This is a genomic window from Streptomyces sp. NBC_00076, assembly GCF_045041235.1.
Classification (GTDB): domain Bacteria; phylum Actinomycetota; class Actinomycetes; order Streptomycetales; family Streptomycetaceae; genus Streptomyces.
In genome coordinates, this window is the sequence record NZ_CP108242.1 from 4649794 (window position 1) to 4666232 (window position 16439).

15 protein-coding genes are annotated in these 16439 nt (G+C 70.4%); 8 read left to right on the forward strand and 7 right to left on the reverse strand.

Annotated elements, in window-relative coordinates:
* Nucleotides 1-59: 59 nt before the first annotated feature.
* The gene (locus tag OHA64_RS20950; protein ID WP_405615240.1) at nt 60-1178 is read right to left on the reverse strand and encodes an LLM class flavin-dependent oxidoreductase; all 1119 of its coding nucleotides are present in this window, start codon (nt 1176-1178) and stop codon (nt 60-62) included.
* A 111-nt stretch (nt 1179-1289) separates the two neighbouring features.
* Nucleotides 1290-2066, reverse strand: a complete 777-nt coding sequence (locus tag OHA64_RS20955) for an SDR family NAD(P)-dependent oxidoreductase (protein WP_405615242.1) — start codon at nt 2064-2066, stop codon at nt 1290-1292.
* 226 nt (nt 2067-2292) lie between these two features.
* On the opposite strand from OHA64_RS20955, the gene OHA64_RS20960 reads away from it, so the two are divergent.
* Together OHA64_RS20960 and OHA64_RS20965 are read left to right on the forward strand one after the other, a co-directional pair.
* On the forward strand, nt 2293-3027 hold the full coding sequence (locus OHA64_RS20960; protein WP_405615244.1) for a hypothetical protein: 735 nt from the start codon (nt 2293-2295) through the stop codon (nt 3025-3027).
* A gap of 70 nt (nt 3028-3097) precedes the next feature.
* Nucleotides 3098-3889, forward strand: a complete 792-nt coding sequence (locus OHA64_RS20965; RefSeq protein ID WP_405615247.1) for a hypothetical protein — start codon at nt 3098-3100, stop codon at nt 3887-3889.
* Between the two features lie 18 nt (nt 3890-3907).
* On the opposite strand, the gene OHA64_RS20970 is transcribed toward OHA64_RS20965, so the two are convergent.
* The 3 genes from OHA64_RS20970 to OHA64_RS20980 all read right to left on the reverse strand — a co-directional run bounded on the left by OHA64_RS20970 (nt 3908) and on the right by OHA64_RS20980 (nt 6931).
* Nucleotides 3908-4558 (reverse strand): response regulator transcription factor, encoded by a 651-nt coding sequence (locus tag OHA64_RS20970; protein WP_405615249.1) that lies wholly within the window; start codon nt 4556-4558, stop codon nt 3908-3910.
* 175 nt (nt 4559-4733) lie between these two features.
* On the reverse strand, nt 4734-5669 hold the full coding sequence (locus OHA64_RS20975; RefSeq protein ID WP_405615251.1) for a TIGR03619 family F420-dependent LLM class oxidoreductase: 936 nt from the start codon (nt 5667-5669) through the stop codon (nt 4734-4736).
* Nucleotides 5670-5674: 5 nt separating this feature from the next.
* The gene (locus tag OHA64_RS20980) at nt 5675-6931 is read right to left on the reverse strand and encodes an amidohydrolase family protein (protein WP_405615253.1); all 1257 of its coding nucleotides are present in this window, start codon (nt 6929-6931) and stop codon (nt 5675-5677) included.
* A 209-nt stretch (nt 6932-7140) separates the two neighbouring features.
* Here OHA64_RS20980 and OHA64_RS20985 point away from each other — a divergent pair, with 209 nt between their 5' ends.
* A complete protein-coding gene (locus OHA64_RS20985) occupies nt 7141-10134 on the forward strand; it encodes a BTAD domain-containing putative transcriptional regulator (RefSeq protein WP_405615256.1) in 2994 nt (997 codons plus the stop codon).
* Between the two features lie 219 nt (nt 10135-10353).
* Complete coding sequence (locus OHA64_RS20990; RefSeq protein ID WP_405615258.1) at nt 10354-10536, forward strand: hypothetical protein; 183 nt, start codon at nt 10354-10356, stop codon at nt 10534-10536.
* Between the two features lie 121 nt (nt 10537-10657).
* Here OHA64_RS20990 and OHA64_RS20995 read toward each other — a convergent pair whose 3' ends face one another.
* Nucleotides 10658-12262: a FadD3 family acyl-CoA ligase gene (locus OHA64_RS20995; RefSeq protein WP_405615260.1), complete on the reverse strand. Its 1605-nt coding sequence runs from the start codon at nt 12260-12262 to the stop codon at nt 10658-10660.
* Nucleotides 12263-12359: 97 nt separating this feature from the next.
* Here OHA64_RS20995 and OHA64_RS21000 point away from each other — a divergent pair, with 97 nt between their 5' ends.
* Genes OHA64_RS21000 through OHA64_RS21015 form a run of 4 tightly spaced genes read left to right on the forward strand, consistent with a single transcriptional unit; the run spans nt 12360 to nt 15762 of the window.
* Nucleotides 12360-13517, forward strand: coding sequence for a lipid-transfer protein (locus tag OHA64_RS21000; RefSeq protein ID WP_405615262.1), 1158 nt, complete (start codon nt 12360-12362; stop codon nt 13515-13517).
* Between the two features lie 55 nt (nt 13518-13572).
* On the forward strand, nt 13573-13992 hold the full coding sequence (locus OHA64_RS21005) for a Zn-ribbon domain-containing OB-fold protein (RefSeq protein WP_405615264.1): 420 nt from the start codon (nt 13573-13575) through the stop codon (nt 13990-13992).
* On the forward strand, nt 13971-14759 hold the full coding sequence (locus OHA64_RS21010; RefSeq protein ID WP_405615266.1) for an enoyl-CoA hydratase/isomerase family protein: 789 nt from the start codon (nt 13971-13973) through the stop codon (nt 14757-14759). The genes OHA64_RS21005 and OHA64_RS21010 overlap by 22 nt, the downstream gene beginning before the upstream one ends.
* A gap of 37 nt (nt 14760-14796) precedes the next feature.
* On the forward strand, nt 14797-15762 hold the full coding sequence (locus OHA64_RS21015; protein WP_405615268.1) for an alpha/beta fold hydrolase: 966 nt from the start codon (nt 14797-14799) through the stop codon (nt 15760-15762).
* 4 nt (nt 15763-15766) lie between these two features.
* Here the strand turns inward: OHA64_RS21015 and OHA64_RS21020 are convergent, their stop codons facing one another.
* Nucleotides 15767-16387 carry a hypothetical protein gene (locus OHA64_RS21020; RefSeq protein ID WP_405615270.1) on the reverse strand — a complete coding sequence of 207 codons (621 nt, stop codon included), beginning with the start codon at nt 16385-16387 and terminating at the stop codon, nt 15767-15769.
* Nucleotides 16388-16439 lie beyond the last annotated feature (52 nt).

Below are 16439 nucleotides of genomic sequence, written 5' to 3' on the forward strand. Positions count from 1 at the left end.
ATGCGGCTCCGCCGTGCGGGCGCGACCAGCCACGACGCGCCCGCACCCCGCAACGGCGATCACCCGGCAGCGCGGAACCGCGACGTCCGGTGAACAGGATCCGTATCGATCTTCGGAATCACGTGCTCCCCGACCAGCCGGATCGTCTGCAGCGTCTCCTCCTTCGGCACCCCCACCGGCAGCCCGAAGCTCAACTGGTCCGCCCCCGCCTGCTCCCACCGCTTGCACTGCGTGAGCACCTCGTCCGGGTCGCCGCAGATCAGCAGTTCCTCGGCGATGAGGAGCTCGATGAACTCCTCGTTGTACTCGGGCAGCGTCTCCGGCCACACCGGGAACCCCTCGGGACGAGGGAACGTGTCGTGGTAGCGGAAGACCAGCGACGGCAGATAGTGCAGCCCGCCGTTCACCGCGATCCGTACCGCCTCCTCGTGGGTGGGCGCGCAGATCGCCGTGGTCGTCACCATCACGTTGTCGTTGACGAAGTCACCGATCGGCTCGGCGTCCACGACCGCGGTCTTGTACTGCTCGAGGACCCACTCCATGTCGGAGACCTTCTGCACGCTGAAGCCGAGCACCCCGAGCCCCTTGCGGGCGGCCATGGCGTACGAGGGCGGCGACCCGGCGGCGTACCACATGGCGGGGTGGGACTTCCCGTACGGCTTGGGCAGGATCTTCCTCGGCGGGAGCTGCCAGTGCTTGCCCTGGAACCCGACGTACTCGTCCTGGAGCCACATCTTCGGGAACTCGGCGATGGTCTCTTCCCAGATCTCCTTGGTGTAGTTCATATCGGTCACACCCGGTATGAACCCGAGGATCTCGTGCGAGCCGGCCCCGCGTCCGCTGCCGAACTCGAAGCGGTTCTCGGTGAGATGGTCGAGCATGGCGACCTTCTCGGCGACCTTCACGGGGTGGTTGACCTGGGCGAGCGGGTTGAAGATGCCGGAGCCGAGGTGGATCCGGTCGGTGGCGTGTGCGAGGTAGCCGAGGTAGACGTCGTTGGCGGAGAGGTGCGAGTACTCCTCCAGGAAGTGGTGTTCGGAGGCCCAGGCGTACTTGAAGCCGGACCGGTCGGCCTGGATGACGTACTCGGTCTCCTCCATCAGCGCCTTGTGCTCGGCGAGCGGGTCGGTCTCGGCGCGCTTGCCCACGTATCCCTGTACAAAGAGCCCGAATTCCAAGGAGGTTCACCGTCCCCACGGTCAGTTCCGGCGGTCAGTTCTGACGGGTCGTCAGATTCATGGATCCGACTGTTCCACCGGCCCCTGGGAGCGTCAATAGCTGACGTACCATCAGACGACGTTCACGCCCGCCAGCCAGCCGCCGTCGATCACGAAGGGCTGGCCGGTGATGTAGGAGGAGTCGTCACCGGTGAGGAAGAGCGCGAGCCGCGCCACCTCCTCGGGCCGCCCGATCCGCCCCAGCGGCACGAGCTTGCGGTAGAAGCGGTCCAGGGCCCGTGACGCCTCCTCGGTGTCCGAGGCTCCCGTCGGATCCAGGTGGGCGGGATTGGACATCGCGGTGTCGATGGCGCCCGGGCACATGGCGTTGACCCGGATGTTCCGGGCGGCCAGCTCCAGGGCGGCGACCCGGGTGAGCCCGAGGATCGCGTGCTTGCTGGCCGCGTAGGCACCCACGGCCGCCATCCCGGTCACGCCGGTGTAGGAGGCGGTGTTGACGATCGTGCCCCCGTCGGCCATCCGGGCGGCCACGGACTTGATGCCGAGGAAGCAGCCGACCTGGTTGACCTCGACGATCCGCATGAACTCGTCGAGGGGCGTGTCGATCAGGGTGTTGAAGCGCAGGATGCCGGCGTTGTTCACGAGCCCGTCGATACGGCCGTACGCCTCCGTGACCCCGTCCACCGCGGACTCCCAGTCGCCCTCCCGGCTCACGTCGAGATGGACGTACAGGGCGCCGAGTTCCTTGGCGAGGTCCCGCCCCCGGTCGTCGAGCACATCCGCCACGGCGACCTCGGCGCCCTCCTCGCGGAACAGCCGTGCCTCCTGCTCCCCCTGGCCTCGTGCGGCGCCGGTGACGAGGACAACACGCCCGTCGAGCTTGCCCATACCGAACCCCTTCGCCTCGCGACGCATCGCATCGCATCGCTGGAGCTCAGCATCGTAACGCCGTATCTGACACAACGTCAGATGACGGTTCCGGATTGCTTCGAGTTGCAGGCGCACACTGCAAGTGACCGGTAAGTAGGGACATTTGACTCTGTCCACACCCCTTGGCGGACTCCAATAATCCTCCACGGAAAGGTAAAGCCACCCTCAAGGACGGAGCGGCCCCATGGCCAAGAGGAGACTGAAGAACAGGAAGGTCCGGTACGTCGCGATCGGTGCGGCCCTGGCGACCGGCGGGGTCATCATCACCCTGCTCCCGTCGGCGAACGCCGCCGACGCGAAGACGCCGGAGCAGATCATGACGATGTGCGAGAGGTCCGCGGTCGTCAGCGGCAAGCAACGGTCGGTGCGGGACTTCGGGGGCGCCTTCGCGGACGGTTTCCAGGCCGACAACTGCGACTACGTCGAGACGAAATTCGAGACCTTCGACGGCCCGGCCGAGAAGGCGTCCATCGATTTCCCCAACTGTGAACCGAACGCCACCGAACCGTCCAAGGTCTCCATCACCTGGTCGGCGACCGCGGCCCAGGGCGAGGGCAGGTACACCGCGACCCAGCAGGGCGGCGGCGGTGGCCTCTTCGGATTCCTGAGCGGATCCTGGCTCAAGCACAAGGGGACCCTCGACATGACCGTGAAGTCCGCGACGGCGGGCGACACGGAACAGCGGGAGGTACCGGTCGGCAAGGTGCTCCACATGGAGTTCACGCCGAAGATGCAGCGCATGACCGGCGAATGGCGGGTGCGTATCGACGCCGACCCCGGAAGCTTCGCCGTGAACCCCTCCCCCGAGCAGAACTTCGTCGCGCCCGAGGTCGTCGAGGGACCCGTGATCCTGCCGGGCGCCGCGGGCGCTCCGGGCATCGCGGACGGCACCTCCAAGCCGGTCCTCGAGGACTGCTGACCCATGAACACCCCGCACCGCGCCTGAACACCCCTTGACTCGCCTGAGCCTGCCCCACAAGGAGCCCCCCATGACCCACACCCCCCGCCCCAGAAGCCACCGCGGCAAGAAGAAGCGCATCACCCTCGTCCTCGCCCCGGTGGCGGCCCTCGCGGTGGCCGTCCCCCTGATGAGCCAGGCGGGTGCCGCCACTCCCTCGGAGGTGACCGCCGACTGCGCGGCGGACTCCGACAAGCTGGCGAACTGCGAGTTCGTCGACGTCCAGTTCAAGCAGAACAGTCTCGGGCCCAACCAACGGGTCTCCACGGTGAGCGACAACTGCGGCTCGACGAGCACCGCCTCGAAGACGTTCAACGTGAGCACGTCGGTGACCCGGACCATCCAGCTGGAGGACGGGTACACCGCCGCGGCCGACACGAAGCTCGGGAGCTCGTTCTTCGAGATCGGCATCAAGTTCAACTCGACGGAGTTCAACATCACCCGCGACGACAAGGCGACCGGCCTGCAGTTCAGCCGGACGGACACCGTGAAGGCCGACAGCGTCGCCTTCTTCATGTGGTCCGCCAAACGCACCGACGTCAGCGGATTCCTCAAGGCCACCTACAAGGACGAGCAGAACGGCCAGACGGTGTTCTTCTCCCCCGGTGAGGGCGCCACGAGTGTGCACGTCTTCTATCCGCAGATCCTGAAGAACGGAACGCCGGACGGCCGGCTGTGGCTGCGCAATGTGACCTGCGGAACTCCCGAGGCCGACGGAATACAGAACTCGGCGAAGAGTCTGCGCGCGGAACCCGGATTCGGTGAGGGCGGCGGCAATGTCACCGACGTGGAAATCCCGCTGAGCGAGGTCCCGGCTTCCTGACGCTCCCGTAAGACGTTCTCAGGTGCGAAGCACGGGCGTGGCTCCCAGCCACCGCAGGACCGCGTCCGTGCCACCCCGGGCGTCCAGTTTGGCGTAGATGTTGCTGAGGTTGTTGCGGACGGTCTTCTCGCTCAGCCGTAACCGCAGCCCGATCTCCTGCGCGCCCAGACCGGTCGACAGCAACTCCATGATCTGCTGCTCACGCGGCGAGAGCAGGGCCCGCAGCCGTTCCATCGCGTCGTCGGCCGTGGGCATCCGCCGGGCCCCCTCGCGCAGGGCCGCACACGCGCTCGGCGAGAGGTAGGTGTGCCCGACGGTCGTCGCCATGACCGCCGAGGACAGCATGTGGGTGCAGTAGTCCCCCTCGACCAGATAGCCCGCCCCGCCCCGGAACACCTCGACCACCGTCTCGGTGTCCTGGCGCGGACTGACGACGATGACCGGGACGCTGCGGGTGCCGAGGGCCTCCAGCAGCACCGGGAAGGACACCTTCGGCTCCGCGCAGCGCAGCACGACGACGTCCGCCGCGCAGTCCCGCAGCCCGCGGTACGGCGGGGAGACCCGCAGGACCCGGTCCACGTACGGATCGTCCGGGGCCGGCCAGTCGTCGTGCGGCCAGCCGCCCTCGGCGCAGGCCAGGGCAACGGAGAGTCGTTCGGAGGATCGCACTGCACGGGCCCTTCCGCCGGAGCCATCTCGTCCGTACGTCCGTACATACGCGACCCGGTGTGGACATGTTCAAAAATTCAAGAAGAAAAGGCCCAGCTGTCTGACAGGTTGTAGGCCGCGGCGGGATCTCCGACTCCTCGACGGGCCGCCCCACGACTCCCGCGCCGCGGACCCCTTACGACTCCGCCAGCAGCGGGCCCACCTCGGTGCCGAACGCGGCCATCTGGTCGGTGAGTTCGGTACGGCTTCGGCTGCGGAACCGGACCTGGACCTGGTCCACGCCCATCGCGCGGTAGCCCCGCAGGGACTCGGCGAGTTCGTGCGGGTCGCCGGTGAGGGCCCTGCGGCCGACGTCCCAGGCCGGGCTGCCGACGTACAGCGGCTCGGCGATCGCGCCGACGACGAAGGGCCCCTGGATCGAGTGCTCCGCGCGGATCTCCCGGATCCGTGCGATCTGCGCGGGCAGCCGCTCACGCGGGTCCCCCTGCGGCAGCCAGCCGTCGCCCTTGAGTGCGGCCCGGCGTACGGCGGCGGGTGAGGAACCGCCGACCCACAGGGGTACGCGGGCCTGGCTGGGCCGGGGGCGCTGGCCGAGGTCCTGGAAGTCGTAGAGCTTGCCGTGGTGTTCGGGGAATTCGTCGGGCCCGAGGCCGGTGCGCAGGGCGTCGATCGACTCGTCGAGGACGGCCCCGCGCTGCCGGAAGTCGACCCCGAGCGCCTCGAACTCCTCCGGTACGTGCCCGGCCCCCACCCCGAGGATCAGCCGCCCGCCGCTCAGGTGGTCGAGGGTCGCGTACTGCTTGGCGCCGATCAGCGGATGGCGCAGACCGACGACGGCGACATGGCTGAGCAGCCGAACGCGTTCGGTGGCGGCGGCCAGGAAGGCGAGGGTGGCGACCGGGTCGTACCAGACCGTGCTCATCGCGGACGCGAGCCGGCGCGGGATCGCGACATGGTCGCAGCAGGCGACGTACGAGAATCCGGCACGGTCGGCGGTCCGGGCGATCTCGACAAGGTCGTCCGGACCGGCGTCGGCCTCCCACGGCTCGGCGTAGAGGGTGCTCTGGGACTGGACGGGGAGCTGGATGCCGTAGGAGAGGCGGGGGTTCACCGCTGTCACCTGGAACCGTGCCAGAGTCCGTCGGGGGTGAGCCCGAGCAGGTCGATGGCGTTGCCCCGCACGATCCGTTCCACCACGTCCGGGGCCAGGTGGCCCATCTGGGCCTCGCCGACCTCGCGGGACTTCGGCCAGGTGGAGTCGGAGTGGGGGTAGTCGGTCTCGTACAGGACGTTGCCGACGCCGATGGAGTCGAGGTTCCTCAGCCCGAAGGCGTCGTCGAAGAAGCAGCCGTAGACGTGCTCGGCGAAGAGCTCGGACGGCGGGCGGTGGACCTTGTCGGCGACGCCGCCCCAGCCGCGGTTCTCCTCCCAGACGATGTCGGCGCGCTCCAGGATGTAGGGGATCCAGCCGATCTGGCCCTCCGCGTACATCACCTTGAGGTTCGGGAAGCGTTCGAACTTGCCGCTCATCAGCCAGTCGACCATCGAGAAGCAGCAGTTGGCGAAGGTGATGGTGGAGCCGACGGCGGGCGGGGCGTCGGCGGAGGTGGAGGGCATCCGGCTGCTGGAGCCGATGTGCATGGCGATGACGGTGCCGGTCTCGTCGCAGGCGGCCAGGAAGGGGTCCCAGTCGTCGGTGTGGACGGACGGCAGGCCGAGGTGCGGGGGTATCTCGGAGAAGGCCACGGCCCGGACGCCCCGGGCGGCGTTGCGCCGGACCTCCGCCGCCGCGAGTTCGGCGTCCCACAGGGGGATCAGGGTGAGCGGGATGAGACGGCCGCGGGCCTTGGGCCCGCACCACTCCTCCACCATCCAGTCGTTGTAGGCCTGGACGCAGAGCAGACCGAGCTCGTGGTCCGTCGCCTCGGTGAAGGTCTGGCCGCAGAAGCGCGGGAAGGTCGGGAAGCAGAGCGCGGACTGGACGTGGTTGACGTCCATGTCGGCGAGGCGCTGCGGGACGTCGTAGGAGCCGGGCCGCATCTGCTCGTAGGTGATGACCTCCAGCTTGATCTCGTCCCTGCTGTAGCCGACGGCGGTGTCCAGGCGGGTCAGGGGCCGGTGCAGGTCCTCGTAGACCCACCAGTCCCCGATCGGGCCGTCGGTGCCCTGCGCGCCCATCACGGGCTTGAAGCGGCCGCCGAGGAAGGTCATCTCCTTCAGCGGCGCGCGGACGATCCGGGGCCCGGTGTCCAGGTACTTCTTCGGAAGCCGGTCCTGCCAGACGGTGGCGGGCTCCACGGTGTGGTCGTCGACGGAGATGATCAGCGGAAGCGGGGTCGGGGTGTCCGTGGCGGTGTCGATGGCGGTGTCCATGGCGCTGACGGTAGCGCCGATCTGACGATCCGTCAGCTACGCGGACGGGCCCCACTTGTGGTGGTTCCTGCGCGAGTGTGTGCGAAGAGAGCGTGAGGGCTTTGTGACATCCCGCGCGCCGACCTGTGATCACACTCTCCACAGCTGACGCATCTGCCATGAACAAGGCAAACTGGCGGGGTTGCTCAGGATTTCCAGGGGGGACGGCGATGGACGGTGTACCGCGAGTGCCGGAGGTACCGCGCGTGCCGGAACAGAGGCGTCCCGGCTCCGCCGAGCAGGCGGGGGCGGAGACGGAGGCGGTGTCGCTGCGCTTCGGCGTGCTCGGCCCCGTGCGCGCCTGGCGCGACGAGGAACCGCTGAGCACCGGTTCTCCCCAGCAACGCGCCCTGCTGGCCGCCCTGTTGCTGCGCGAGGGCCGGACCGCGACCGCCGCGGAGCTGATCGACGCCCTGTGGGGCGAGGAGCCGCCCTCGCGGGCCCTGGCGGCGGTACGGACGTACGCCTCCAGGCTGCGCAAGGTGCTGGACCCCGGGGTCCTGGTGAGCGAGTCCGGCGGGTACGCGGTGCGTGGGCTGCCCGAGGGCGCGCTGGACGTCACCGTCGTCCAGGACCTGGCGACGGAGGCGGAGAAGGCACGCGGCGCCGGGGATCTGTGCCACGCGCGTGACGTCCTGGGCCGGGCGCTCTCCCTGTGGGACGGCGAGGTGCTGGCCGGGGTGCCGGGCCCGTACGCGGAGGCGCAGCGGGTCAGGCTGGAGGAGTGGCGGCTCCAGTTACTGGAGTCCCGCCTGGACATGGACCTGGAGCAGGGCTGCCACGCGGAGGCGGTGTCCGAACTGACCGCGCTGACGGCGGAGCATCCCCTCCGGGAACGTCTGCGAGAGCTGCTGATGCTGGCCCTGTACCGCAGCGGCCGTCAGGCGGAGGCGCTGGCGGTGTACGCCGACACCCGCCGGCTGCTGGCCGACGAACTGGGCGTGGACCCGCGCCCGGGCCTGAGCGAACTCCAGCAGCGCATCCTCCAGGCGGACCCGGGCCTGGCGGAACCGTCCGTGAAGAAGGCGGAACCGGACGCCGTACCGGTGCGCCCCGCCCAACTTCCGGCCACCGTCCCGGACTTCACCGGGCGGTCGTCGTTCGTCACGGAACTCGGCGAGGTGCTCGCCTCCGCGGAGGGCCGGGTGATGGCCGTGTCCGCGCTGGCCGGCATCGGCGGCGTCGGCAAGACCACTCTGGCGGTGCACGTCGCCCACCAGGCCCGCGGCGTCTTCCCCGACGGCCAGCTGTACGTCGATCTCCAGGGCGCGGGATCGAGGGCGGCGGAACCGGAGACGGTCCTCGGCTCCTTCCTGCGCGCCCTGGGGACCCCGGACTCGGCCATCCCCGACTCGCTGGAGGAACGGGCGGCGCTGTACCGCTCGGTGCTGGACGGCCGCCGGGTCCTGGTGCTGCTGGACAACGCGCGGGACGCGGCCCAGATACGCCCCCTGCTGCCGGGCACCGAGGGCTGCGCGGCCCTGATCACCTCCCGTGTCCGCATGGTCGACCTCGCCGGGGCCCACCTCGTCGACCTGGACGTGATGTCCCCGGACGAGGCCCTGGCCCTGTTCACGAAGATCGTCGGCGAGGAACGGGTCCGCTCCGAGAAGGAGGCCGCGCTGGACGTGGTGGCGGCGTGCGGTTTCCTGCCCCTGGCGATCCGTATCGCGGCGTCCCGTCTGGCCGCCCGCCGCACCTGGACGGTCTCGGTCCTGGCGGCGAAGCTGGCGGACGAGCGGCGCCGCCTGGACGAGCTCCAGGCCGGCGACCTCGCGGTGAAGGCGACCTTCGAGCTGGGGTACGGGCAGTTGGAGCCGGTCCAGGCCCGCGCGTTCCGGCTGCTGGGCCTGGCGGACGGCCCGGACATCTCCCTGGCGGCGGCCGCGGCGGTGCTGGACCTGCCGACCGACGACACGGAGGACCTTCTGGAGTCCCTCGTCGACACGTCGTTACTGGAATCGGCTGCGCCGGGCCGCTACCGCTACCACGATCTGGTCCGGCTCTACGCGCGTGCGTGCGCGGAACGGGACGAACGGCCGCCGAGCGAACGGGCGGCGGCGATGTCCCGGTTGCTGGACTTCTACCTGGCGACGGCGTCGGCGGTCTACGCGATCGAACGGCCCGGCGAGCGCGTACTGGACCACCTGAGCCCGGTCGACTACCCGGGGCTGACCTTCACCGACCGGGACAAGGCACTGGACTGGCTGTTCAGCGAGGCGAGCGCACTGCTCGCGGCGGTACAGCAGGCAGGCGGCGAAGGCCTGTTGAGGCGGGCGGTGGATCTGCTCGTGGTGGGGATCGACCTCGGTGAGTCGGGCGTCAACTCACGCCAGTACGTCAGATCCTGCGCCGCGGTGATCACGGCGGCGCAGCAGGCCGGTGACGCCCTCGCCGAGGGCCGGGCCCGCCTCATGCACAGCCATCTGCTCGGCATCGCCGGTCAGTTCGCCGACTCCAGCCTGGAGGCCGGCCGGGCCCTGCGGCTCGGGCTCGTCGCGAACGACCCGGTCGTCTGCGCCCAGGCCCCCAACCAGCAGGGGATCATCGCCCTGTACGACGGCCGGCACGACGAGGCCGAGGAGCATCTGACGCAGGCGCTGACCGCGTTCCGCGACGACCGGAACAACCCGGGCGAGGCCAGCGCCCTGTGCAACCTGTCCCGGGTGCACCTCGCGACGGGGCGTACCGACAGTGCCGTCTCGCTGGCGCGCCAGGGCGTCGCCATGTACGAGCGCGACGACACCGGTATGGCGCTGCGGCTCGCCAACGGCAAGTACGCGCTCGGTCTCGCCCTCACCAGCCTGGGCCGGACCCGGCTGGCCCACGACACGCTCACCGAGGCCCTGCACATGTTCCAGGCCGCCCGGCAGCGCCTGTGGCACGGCATGACGCTGTTCCGCATCGCCGAGGTCCACCTGGCCGACCAGCGCGCCACGCAGGCCGCGGCCTGTGCCGAGCAGGCGCTCGTGGTGCTGCACGGGATCGGCGGCGACTGGCGCCGCGCCAACGTGCTGACGGTGCTGGGCCGCGGCCTGCACGGCATCGGCCAGACCGACCGCGCCAAGGTCTGCTGGCAGGAAGCCCTGTCCATCTTCGAGAGCTCGGGATCGCCCGAGGCCAAGGACGTGAGAACGCTGCTCAGCGCCGCCCCGGTGGCCTGACGCCGGGGCGCGGGCGCCGCGTTCATCATTCGTTTATCGCCACCCGGCACTCTCATGGATGCCGGACCGTCGTGTCGGGGGGCAGACGGCTCGGCACCAGGGTCGCACCACTAAGGTGAACGGCTCTGTGACGCCCGCCCGGCGGCCCGCGGGGGAGCTGCCGGGCGGGTTCTCATCAGTCTCGTTCGTCCTATGTCCCACGTCCCAAGGAGCAGTCTCATGGCCGAGAACACCGGCGACGTCAAGCCCGACGACTTCCACGCCACCGGCGAGGAGACCGCGGTCGCCGCCGCGGACTCCGAGAAGAAAAAGACCGACATCACGACCAAGGACTTCCACGCCACCGGTGGCGAGACGGTGGAGCCGAACGACTTCCACGCCACCAGCGAGCCGTCCAACTGAGCTTTCACCTCACGGGGTTCGACCGCGGCGGCGCGGATGGGGGAGCCGCCGCGGTCGATGCTTTTCCGCGGAGGCCGGCGGTGAGGGCGGACGTGAGGGCGGGCGGTGGGGTTCCGGCCGGTTATCCCGCCCGCCCCCGCAAGGCACCCTTCACCACCTTCCCGCCGGCGTTGCGCGGGAGCTCTCCCAGGAACTGAACCGCTCTCGGGACCTTGTAGTTCGCCATCTCGCGGCGGGCCCAGGCGATGAGGTCGTCGCCGGTCACCACCGACCCGGCCCGCCGCACCACGTACGCCCTGCCGACCTCTCCCAGGCGGGCGTCCGGGACGCCGATCACCGCGACGTCGGCGACATCCGGGTGCAGGCCCAGGAGTTGCTCTATCTCCGCCGGGTACGCGTTGAAGCCGCCGACGATGAACATGTCCTTGATCCGGTCGGTGATACGGAGGTTGCCCGCGTCGTCGAGTACGCCCACGTCGCCCGTGCGCAGCCAGCCGTCCTCGCCCAGTACCTCCGCCGTGGCCGGCTCGTCCTGGTAGTAGCCGCGCATGACGTTGAAGCCGCGGACCAGGACCTCGCCGGGAACACCGGTCCCGACCGGTCCGCCCTCGGCGTCCACCACCCGTATCTCGGTGCCCGGGATCGCCCGGCCGGACGTGGACGCGATCACCGACGGGTCGTCGCCGCGGCGGCACATCGTGACGATGCCGCTCGCCTCGGAAAGGCCGTAGGCGGTCAGGACGGTGTCCACGCCCAGTTCGCCGCGCAGGCGTTCCACCAGCCGCAGCGGGACCACCGCGGCACCGGTCACCACCAGGCGCAACGCCGACAGGTCGTGCGCGTCGCGGGCCGGATGGTCCAGCAGCGACTGGTGGAGGGTGGGCGGGCCCGGCAGCACCGACACCCGCTCCGCCGCGATGTTCGCCAGCACCGTGTCCACGTTGAACACCGGCTGCGGGATCATCGTCGCGCCCCGCATCAGGCAGGCGATCACTCCCGCCTTGTAGCCGAAGGTGTGGAAGAAGGGGTTCACGATCAGGTAGCGGTCGCCGTGCCGCAGACCCGCCAGGTCGGTCCAGATCCCGTACGCCCGCAGGGTCTGGGCGTGGGTGATGACGGCGCCCTTGGGGCGGCCCGTCGTCCCGGACGTGAAGACCAGGTCGCAGGGCTGGTCGCCGTGCACGGCCGAGGCCCGGGCCCGCACCCGCTCCGGCCCCACCTCGTCGCCGGCCGCCAGGAACTCCTTCCAGGTGCGGAAGTCCGCCGGGGCGTCGTCGGACAGCACCACCACCTGCTCCAGCGCCGGCAGACCCGGCAGCGGGCCGGAGCCGGTCCCCTCCCCCGCCGCCCGCCGCAGTGACGCCACATACGACGTCCCGAGGAACGTGCCCGTCACGAACAGCAGCCGGGCCCCGCTCCTGCCCAGCACGTCGGCCGCCTCGGCGCCTTTGAAGCGGGTGTTCAGCGGCACCAGGACCGCGCCCGCCGACACCGCGCCCAGGGCCGAGACGATCCAGTCGAGCGAGTTGGGGGCCCAGATCCCGACCCGGTCGCCCGCCCGCAGCCCGCTCGCGACGCACGCCGCCGCCGCGCGTTCCACCCGGGCGCCCAGTTCGCCGTACGAGACCCGGGTACGGCCGTCCACCACCGCCTCGGTGTCCGCGTACCGCTCGGCCGCCGACCGGACCAGGTCCGGGATGCTGTCCCACTCCATGTCTGCGCGCACAACCAGCCTCCTGAAATCGGTAGCTGACTGATCGTCAGATTAGCGGTAGCCTGACGGCCTGTCAGCTCGTCCGTCCGTCTGCGGAGGTGTGCGTACCGTGACCGGAGGCCCAGGACTGAAAGACGCCACCGCCATCGTCGGCATCGGGCAGACGCCCTTCGCCAAACACCTCCCCGAGGACGAGCGGACCCTCGCCTGCCGTGCGGTCCTCGCCGCCCTCGACGACGCCGGGATCGCCCCCGGCGAGGTCGACGCCCTCGCCTCCTACACCATGGAGGAGACGGACGAGGTGGAGCTGGCGAAGGCCGCCGGCTTCGGGGACCTCACCTACTTCAGCAAGGTCGGATTCGGGGGCGGCGGCTCCTGCGCCACCGTCGCCCACCTCGCCTCCGCCATCGCCTCCGGGCAGGCCACCGTGGGGGTCGCGTGGCGGTCCCGGAAGCGGGGCAGCGGGCCACGCCCCTGGACCAACGCCACCGTCCAGCTCCCCACCCCCGCCCAGTGGACCCGGCCCTTCGGTCTGCTCCGGCCCGTCGACGAGATAGCCGTGCTGGCCCGCCGCTACATGCACGAGTACGGCGTGACCCGCGACCACCTCTTCAACGTCGCCCTCGCCTGCCGCAACCGCGCCAACCAGAACCCCGCCGCCGTGATGTACGAGCGCCCCATGACCCGCGAGATGTACATGTCGTCCCGGTGGATCAGCGAGCCCCTGTGCCTGTACGACAACTGCCTGGAGACGGACGGCGCGTTGGCGTGCGTGGTGGTGAGCAGTGAGCGGGCCCGGGACTGCCGCCGGGCCCCGGTGTACGTCCACTCCGCCGCCCAGGGTCTGCCCGCCCAGCACCACGGCATGGTCAACTACTGGAACGACGACCCGCTCACCGGTCCGGCCTGGACCGCCGCCCGGCACCTGTGGAAACACGCCGACTTCACCCCACAGGACGTGGACGTCGCCCAGATCTACGACGCGTTCACGCCCCTGGTCCCGCTCTCCTTGGAGGGCTACGGGTTCTGCGGCCGGGGAGAGGGCGGGGCGTTCACCGAGCAGGGCGCTCTGGAGAGCGGCGGACGGCTGCCCCTCAACACCGGCGGCGGCGGGCTCAGCGAGGCCTACGTGCATGGCTTCAACCTCATCAACGAGGGCGTGAAGCAGCTGCGCGGGACGAGTACGGCACAGCTGCCCGGAGCCTCGACCTGCCTGGTCACCGCCGGCGAGGGCGTCCCCACGTCCGCTCTGCTCCTGAGGACATGAGGGCGCGAGGGCACGACGACCTGAAGACCCGGGACCCCGAGGAGTTGACCCCGCCATGCTGACCCCCGTCACCGACATCGACGGCGCCCCGTTCTGGGAGTACGCCGCCCAGGGCGAGCTGCGCGTCCAGGCCTGCGCCGACTGCGGTGAGCTCCGCTTCCCACCCCGGCCGTGCTGCCCGCACTGCCAGTCCTTCGCGAGCGAGTGGCGCCGGATGTCCGGACAGGGCCGCGTCTGGTCGTACAGCGTTCCGCACCCGCCGCTCCTTCCGGAGTACGCGGCGCGGGCGCCGTACAACGTCGTGGTCGTCGAACTCGCCGACGCGCCACGCATCCGGCTGGTCGGGAACCTGGTCCGCGCGGCCGGGGATCCTCTCGACTCCCTTGATCCGCGGGGTGTTCGCATCGGCCAACGGGTACGGGTCGTCTTCGACCCGGCGACCGGGCTTCCCCAATGGGTCCTGGAGCGGGCGTGAACGTCCAGGTCAGTCCCGACAAGGACACCGGCGTCGCGGTCGTCACCCTGGACCGGCCCGAGCGGCTCAACGCCATCGACCTCGCCATGGTGGACGAACTCCGCGATGTCTGGCGGGAGTTGCGGTTCGACGACGCGGTGCGGGCCGTGGTGCTCACGGGCCGCGGGGAGCGCGCGTTCTGCACCGGGATCGACCGGGACGCGGTCGTGCCGCAGCCCGGTTCCCCCTATATGGCGGACGATCCGCTGCTCCGGATCGGGCCCAAGGCGAACGACCTGTGGAAGCCGGTCGTCGCGGCCGTGCGGGGCATGGCCTGCGGCGGGGCCTTCTATCTGCTCGGCGAGAGCGACTTCCTCGTCGCGGACACCACGGCCACCTTCTTCGACCCGCACACCACCTACGGCATGGTCAGCGCGTACGAGGCCGTCCTGATGGCCCAGATGATGCCGCACGGGGAGACCGCCCGGACGGCGCTCATGGGGACGGCCGAGCGGATGTCTGCGCGACGGGCCCACGAGGTCGGGCTGGTCACCGAACTCACCGAGCCGGGCCAGGCGTTGACAGCCGCAACCGCCGCCGCCGCGGTCATCGCCGGCTATCCGACCGAGGCCGTTCAGGGCACCGTGCGCGCCCTGTGGGCCGCCAAGGAGGCGTCCCTGGCACAGGGGTACGCCCAGGCTCCGCATCTGGTGGCGCTCGGGAACCTGCCTGGCGAACGGCAGGCCGGGCTGTTCCGGGCACGGCAACGCGAGTTCAGGTTGCGGTAGCAATATGCGTGTACCGCACAGGCGTATGCTCGCGGGCATGGTTGAACATCGCGTGATCGACGTGAACGGCATCCGTCTGCACATCGCGGAGGAGGGCACGGGACCGCTCGTCGTGCTGCTGCACGGGTTCCCCGAGTCCTGGCACTCCTGGCGCCACCAGTTCGGCCCGCTGGCCGCGGCCGGGTTCCGGGTGGTCGCACCGGACCAGCGCGGTTACGGCGGCAGCGATCACCCCGAGGACGTGAACGCGTACAGCATCCTCCACCTCGTCGGCGACGTGGTCGGGCTGATCCACGCACTGGGCGAGGAGCGGGCGTTCGTCGTGGGCCACGACTGGGGTGCGCCGGTGGCCTGGCACACCGCGCTGCTGCGGCCGGACGTGGTGCGCGGGGTGGCGGGGCTGAGCGTGCCGCCGCCGTTCCGTGGGGAGCGGCCGCCGCTGCGGGCCATGCAGGAACGGTTCGGCGGCCGCTTTTACTGGAACTACTTCAACCTGCCGGGCGTCGCCGACGCCGAGTTCGCCCTGGACACCCGCGCGAGCCTGCGCCGGCTGCTGTTCTCCGCCTCCGGTGACGCCCCGGACGCCGGCGGCTGCGAGGGTGCCCTGGTCGACCTGGAGCGGGGCTGGCTCGCGGACATGACCGACCCCGAGGTGCTGCCGGACTGGCTCACCGAGGAGGACCTCGACGAGCTGACCGAGAGCTACGCGAAGGGCTTCACCGGCGCCCTGAACTGGTACCGCAACCTGGACCGCAACTGGGAACTGACCGCCGCCTGGCACGGCGCCGTGGTCAGCCCGCCCGCGCTGTACATGTACGGCGACCGCGACCTGGTCCCGGCCTTCCCGGGCACGCCCGAACTGATCGCCGGGCTGCCCGAGTTGATGCCCAATCTGCGCCGCGACCCGATCGTGCTGCCCGGCTGCGGCCACTGGACCCAGCAGGAGCGGCCGAACGAGGTGAACGAGGCCCTGGTCGACTTCCTCACCGGGCTCAGCGACTGACCGCTCAGTTCGCGAGCTCGGCCTCCGGGTCGACCTGGCAGTGGTCGACCGACGCCAGGAACCGCTCCCCGAGCTTCACCTTGGTGTTCGCCCAGCCCTTCGCCGGCACGCTGACGGTGACGGAGCTGTTCCTGAGGAGCTCCGTGCCCTCGGCGTCGTAGAAGGTGACCTCGGCCTGGAACTCGGCCTCGCGCTTGTTCGGGTTGGTGATCTCGACCGTGGCGTACGGAGTGGTCGCGGTCGCACAGCTGACCAGCTTCGCCCTTCCGTCCTTCAGCGCCGTGCCGGAGCCGGTGCTGGAGGAGGTGGGCGTGGAGCGGTAGCCGGGCCGCCGGTTGTAACCGCTCCCGCTCCCGCTGCCACCGCTGGTGCTGCTGCTGCCGTAGCTGTCGCCGCTGGTGCTGCTGCCGTAAGTGGAGTCGTCGTCATCGGAGTCGTACGAGCCCGACGAACCGCCCGAACTCGTCGACGAGCTGCCGTGGTTCTGGCTGGAGCTGCTGCAACCACCGCCGTCACCGCTGCCGCTGTGGCTTCGGCCGTGCCGCCCCGACGAGAATCCGGTCAACGCGAGTACGACCATGGCCAGTACCGCTGTGAACTTGAGTGTGCGCCCCCGTGAATTCATGCGATCACTCTAGCCACTTGTGCGATCGCTCACGCAAACTTGTTCCCAACTC

Bases quoted from the DNA above. Each gene is read 5' to 3' on its own strand.
- OHA64_RS20955 (WP_405615242.1), bottom strand. From the start codon at position 2,066: ATGGGCAAGCTCGACGGGCGTGTTGTCCTCGTCACCGGCGCCGCACGA.
- OHA64_RS20960 (WP_405615244.1), top strand. From the start codon at position 2,293: ATGGCCAAGAGGAGACTGAAGAACAGGAAGGTCCGGTACGTCGCGATC.
- OHA64_RS20965 (WP_405615247.1), top strand. From the start codon at position 3,098: ATGACCCACACCCCCCGCCCCAGAAGCCACCGCGGCAAGAAGAAGCGC.
- OHA64_RS20980 (WP_405615253.1), bottom strand. From the start codon at position 6,931: ATGGACACCGCCATCGACACCGCCACGGACACCCCGACCCCGCTTCCG.
- OHA64_RS20985 (WP_405615256.1), top strand. From the start codon at position 7,141: ATGGACGGTGTACCGCGAGTGCCGGAGGTACCGCGCGTGCCGGAACAG.
- OHA64_RS20990 (WP_405615258.1), top strand. From the start codon at position 10,354: ATGGCCGAGAACACCGGCGACGTCAAGCCCGACGACTTCCACGCCACC.
- OHA64_RS21005 (WP_405615264.1), top strand. From the start codon at position 13,573: ATGCTGACCCCCGTCACCGACATCGACGGCGCCCCGTTCTGGGAGTAC.
- OHA64_RS21010 (WP_405615266.1), top strand. From the start codon at position 13,971: ATGGGTCCTGGAGCGGGCGTGAACGTCCAGGTCAGTCCCGACAAGGAC.
- OHA64_RS21015 (WP_405615268.1), top strand. From the start codon at position 14,797: ATGGTTGAACATCGCGTGATCGACGTGAACGGCATCCGTCTGCACATC.
- OHA64_RS21020 (WP_405615270.1), bottom strand. From the start codon at position 16,387: ATGAATTCACGGGGGCGCACACTCAAGTTCACAGCGGTACTGGCCATG.